This is a genomic window from Atribacter sp. (assembly GCF_035418125.1).
In the GTDB taxonomy this organism is placed as follows: domain Bacteria; phylum Atribacterota; class Atribacteria; order Atribacterales; family Atribacteraceae; genus Atribacter; species Atribacter allofermentans.
On sequence record NZ_DAOLQM010000190.1, the window covers coordinates 1 to 4318 of the forward strand.

4 protein-coding genes are annotated in these 4318 nt (G+C 39.7%); 3 read left to right on the top strand and 1 reads right to left on the bottom strand.

Annotated features, from left to right (window positions below; all coding sequences use genetic code 11):
- On the top strand, positions 1-834 hold an 834-nt coding region (locus PLK24_RS08880; protein ID WP_324478310.1), incomplete at its 5' end, for a uroporphyrinogen decarboxylase family protein.
- A 131-nt stretch (positions 835-965) separates the two neighbouring features.
- Here the strand turns inward: PLK24_RS08880 and PLK24_RS08885 are convergent.
- Positions 966-1820: a helix-turn-helix domain-containing protein gene (locus tag PLK24_RS08885; RefSeq protein WP_324478312.1), complete on the bottom strand. Its 855-nt coding sequence runs from the start codon at positions 1818-1820 to the stop codon at positions 966-968.
- 238 nt (positions 1821-2058) lie between these two features.
- On the opposite strand from PLK24_RS08885, the gene PLK24_RS08890 reads away from it, so the two are divergent.
- Together PLK24_RS08890 and PLK24_RS08895 are read left to right on the top strand one after the other, a co-directional pair.
- The gene (locus PLK24_RS08890; protein WP_324478314.1) at positions 2059-2907 is read left to right on the top strand and encodes a sugar phosphate isomerase/epimerase family protein; all 849 of its coding nucleotides are present in this window, start codon (positions 2059-2061) and stop codon (positions 2905-2907) included.
- 12 nt (positions 2908-2919) lie between these two features.
- The gene (locus tag PLK24_RS08895; RefSeq protein ID WP_324478315.1) at positions 2920-4116 is read left to right on the top strand and encodes a Gfo/Idh/MocA family protein; all 1197 of its coding nucleotides are present in this window, start codon (positions 2920-2922) and stop codon (positions 4114-4116) included.
- Positions 4117-4318: the final 202 nt, after the last annotated feature.

Below are 4318 nucleotides of genomic sequence, written 5' to 3' on the forward strand. Positions count from 1 at the left end.
GCCCGTCCTCATTTTTTGCAAAAAAACGACAATTTGGATCAGCTTCGTTCGGTTGATTATATAAATAACCGACTTCATGGAAAGATGATTTCTTATTACCAGGAAATGAAAAAGCAAGCCCAGGATTATGAAATTCATTTTTCCGACGGAAAAATTATACCCGCTGTTGATTGTGTGATGATGGGTGGTGGAGGAATTATTGGTCCAACGGTTATAGCAGGAGATCTAAGAAGTGCTGATAATTTTGCTATGGATTTATATGATCGTCCTGATTGGGTGAAGGATTTATTGTCGATTATCTCAGAGAAAGCAATCGATTGGCTCAATGCTGCCAGAGAAATTGGGGGAGGAAAGGTCGCTTTTTGTAGTTCTTATTTGGAAGGAGCTACCTTTATTGGAGACGATGGTACTGCTCAATTATCACCAAAACAATATAAAGAATTTGCTCTTCCTGCTTTAAAAAAATTGGCAGAAAGTATTCATAATCAGGGTTTGAAAGTAATAGCTCATAATTGTGGACAAGCTGATCACCTTATTGATTTGTGGACCAATGAGGTGGGAATCGATATCTATTATGGATTTAGCTATCTTACCAATAAGAACCTTATCAAGGAAATAATGGGTGGGAAAGTTATCCTTATTGGTGGAATAGATACGGTAAAACTCCATGGCGGAAAACCAGCTGATGTTCGAGAAGACGTCCGGCAAAGCCTTGAGGTTCTTAAGGATTGTCCAGGATATATAATTATGGACGGACATAATGTTGCCCCCGGAACTCCAGTTGAGAATTTAAATGCCATGACTGATGCAGCCGAAGAATTTGGAAGTTTTTGACGGTTTGGCCAAGAAAAGGATTTAAAATGTGTGCTATTTTTACCTCGCTCTCTTTCACCCCAGTCGCTCAGGAGAGCGAGTTTTTATTTATATCTTAAGGAAAATCTGAGATTCACTTTTTGCATAAATTACTAATATTTTTCCGATAATGCGCTCTCATCTTGAAGCATATAAGCCCTTCGCCACAGAAGAGGGCTTAAGCCAATGGTTTTTCGAAAAGCCTTAGAAAATTGCTGAGGCGAGCTAAATCCTAAGTGGTATGCCACATCGGTGACGGAGTATTCTTTATGAAGGAGAAGACATTTACTTCTTTGTATCTTCAAGGTAGTGAGGTATTTCTTTGGGCTGACGCCTACATATCGTTTAAAAAGTTCACGAAAGTGCTGAGAGGAAAAACCCACTTCGGTAGCAATTTCTCCGATCCGTAAATTATCCTGGTTGCGAAGGTGAATGATTTGCAAAGCTTTTTCAATAGCATGTTGTTGCTGTGGAATCAAATAAGGAAGATCACCACGAGATGAAGTTCTTAAAAGAAGGACGATAATTTGCTCCAATAAAGCTCGGCATTGCATTTCAGCAAAGGGAAGAGAACCTACGATTTCTCTCTGCAGACGGTAACAGAGATCGAGAAAAACGCTTATCTCAAGATCGGTAAGCTTAAAAAAACCAATTGGTGGTAAATTCATCAATTGTTTTGTTAAGGATTCTTCCAATTCAGTGAATTGCACGACGACTATCTCAACTCCTTGTGAGGAGCCGGTTGCAAAACCATGAGCTAATCTGGCTGGAAAGAAAAAAACATCGCCTCTTTCGAAGTAGCGCCTTTCAGAACCAACTTGGATTGTGCAACTTTCCGATTTCACCAAACCAATTTCCATTTGAGAGTGACGATGAGGTGAAACCTGCCAATTAGCAGGGAAGGGAGGATCGTTAATAATAGCATAATCTTGTACCCCCCGACCTTTTAGAACATCAATTTTCTTCAATTCAATAGCTATTTGAACCACCCCATATCATATCTTCATAACTATCTATTCATTGTATCGGCCATCTTCCTTTTTGACAAGAAATTCAGCGAAAAATGGTTGTAAAAAAAATGGGAATGATTAAAAATAGATAAGGAAAAGATGGTAGTTGAACGGAGGGTTTGTCCTAGGTATCAGTTGTGAAAAGTAACCAATAGACAGCTGAAAAAATTTATATTCCAAAGTTAAGGAGAGGGCAATGAAAATTGGGATCGATAGTTATTGTTATCATCGGTATTTTGGAGAAATCTATGATTTTCAGCAGGATCCTGGTAAAAGAATAACCTTTGACCACTTTTTAAAGCGATCGAATGAGCTTGGAGTAGATGTCGTTTCCCTTGAAACTTGTTTTTTCCCAGAAAATGACCAAGATTTTTTGAAAAAATTGAAAGATCAAATAATTGAGTTTGGTTTGGACCCAGTAGTAGCTTGGGGTCATCCTGATGGTTTTGAAGGTGGGAAAAAACCTGAAGCAGCGAAAGACTTAGAAAAGCACTTAAGAACATGTCAGGAATTAAACGCTCAAGTGATGAGAATCGTCGTTTCCAGTTTAGCTTTCCGTCATGAACCTCATGGTCCTCAAATCGAAAAAGTATCCAAAATTCTTCGTGATGTCATGCCTAGGTTTGAAGATAATGGTGTAAAAATAGGCATAGAAAACCACTTTGATTTTACTTCGGATGAATTACTTGAGATCATAGAGAGAGTTGGTTCCTCTAACCTTGGGGTAACTTTCGATTCTGGAAACGCCCTTCGCATAGGAGAAAATCCAATTGAAGCTGCCCGCAAATTGATCGATAAGATATTTGCTACCCACATTAAAGATGTCGCTCCATTATATGGTGGAAATCCAGCCGACTGGTATTTTTTTGCCAGCGTGCCGGCAGGAAGAGGCATTATCGACTTTCCTGCGTTGGTTCAGGTTTTTAAGGAGAATCATTATCAAGGAAGTTTGACCTTGGAAATTGACTATTTAGATCCAAATTATGGTAATGAAGATCAAGCTGTTGCTGAGAGCATCAGGTATTTACAAAAAATAACAGCGTGATGGGTGAATGCTATGAATCAAAATGGATTTTATCAGGTTGATTACTCAAAACTGGAAATTCCGGAAGTGAAAATTGGCATGTTGGGATATGGTTTTATGGGGCAAGTTCACTCCAATGCATTTATTAAGGTTCCTTACAGTTTTTCCAATCCAGTGTCCCGTCCGGTCCTATTGGCAATCTGTGGTCGTAACCAAAAAAAAGTTGAAGCAACAGCACGCCGGTTTGGTTACAAGGAGTATTGTCTTGATTGGCAACTACTGGCTAAAGATCCCCAGATTGACATTTTTGATAACTGTACCCCAGACGACTGTCATTATCTTCCTTCCATAGTAGCTATGGAGAACGGAAAACATGTTATATGTGAAAAGCCCTTAGCTTTAAAGCTTGAAGAGGCTTTCCAAATGGCTCAGAAAGCTCGGGAAACTGGAGTCAAGACGATGTGCTGCTATAATTATCGTTTTCTCCCCGCGGTTCAATTGGCTCGCCAACTGATTGAACAGGGAATCCTGGGGAAAATATACCAATTCCGAGCCAAATACTTACAACAACAAGGACACAATCCTTTTGAGCACATTGAAAAGGTGTGGTACGCTCATGGAACTCAATCGGGAACCCTTATGGGGATTGGAAGCCATATCCTTGATATGGCACATTTTTTAGTCGGCGAGATAACAGCAGTCAGTGGATTGAAGAAGACCTATAATCAGATACGAAAAGATAGTTCGGGGAAAGCCCACTCGATTTCTGCAGATGAATGCACCATTGCTATTTTAGAATTTAAAAATGGTGCAGTTGGGACTATTGAATCATCAGGAGTAAGTACCGGAAGAAAAAACTACCAAGGTTGGGAAATTAATGGTTCCAAAGGGAGTATAGTTTTTGATCTTGAAGATTTAAACCACTTGCAAGTCTACTCTACCGATGCTAATCCACCTGAAATCCGGGGTTTTAGTAATGTATTAGTTACTGATAGCGAGCACCCCTTACCAATAAATTATTTGCCTTCTGGTCATAATCAAGGTTGGGAATATGGACATGTTCACGCTCTTCATCATTTTTTAGATTGTGTAGTCAACGACAAACCGGTGGAACCATTGGGAGCTTCCTTTCAAGATGGGTATCGGGTTCAAGTAGTGATTGAAGCCATCAATCAATCCTCAGCAAAAGGCAAAAGAGTAGAAATTAAAGAGGTTGGACAGGATATTTGAACCTATATTTCTCAAGAGGAAAGTGTCAATTGAGGATAAGCAGAAAACATTAATTTGAAGATAGGTATTCATGCTGCTTAGCAGCACCAGATGAGGATGAAAATACCTACCCAGGAATCGTTTCCCCCTCTAGTAAAGGGGGTTAGGGGGATTTGATTTTTTGCTGCTCCGTCATTGCGAGGAGTGTCTTATGCGACGTGGC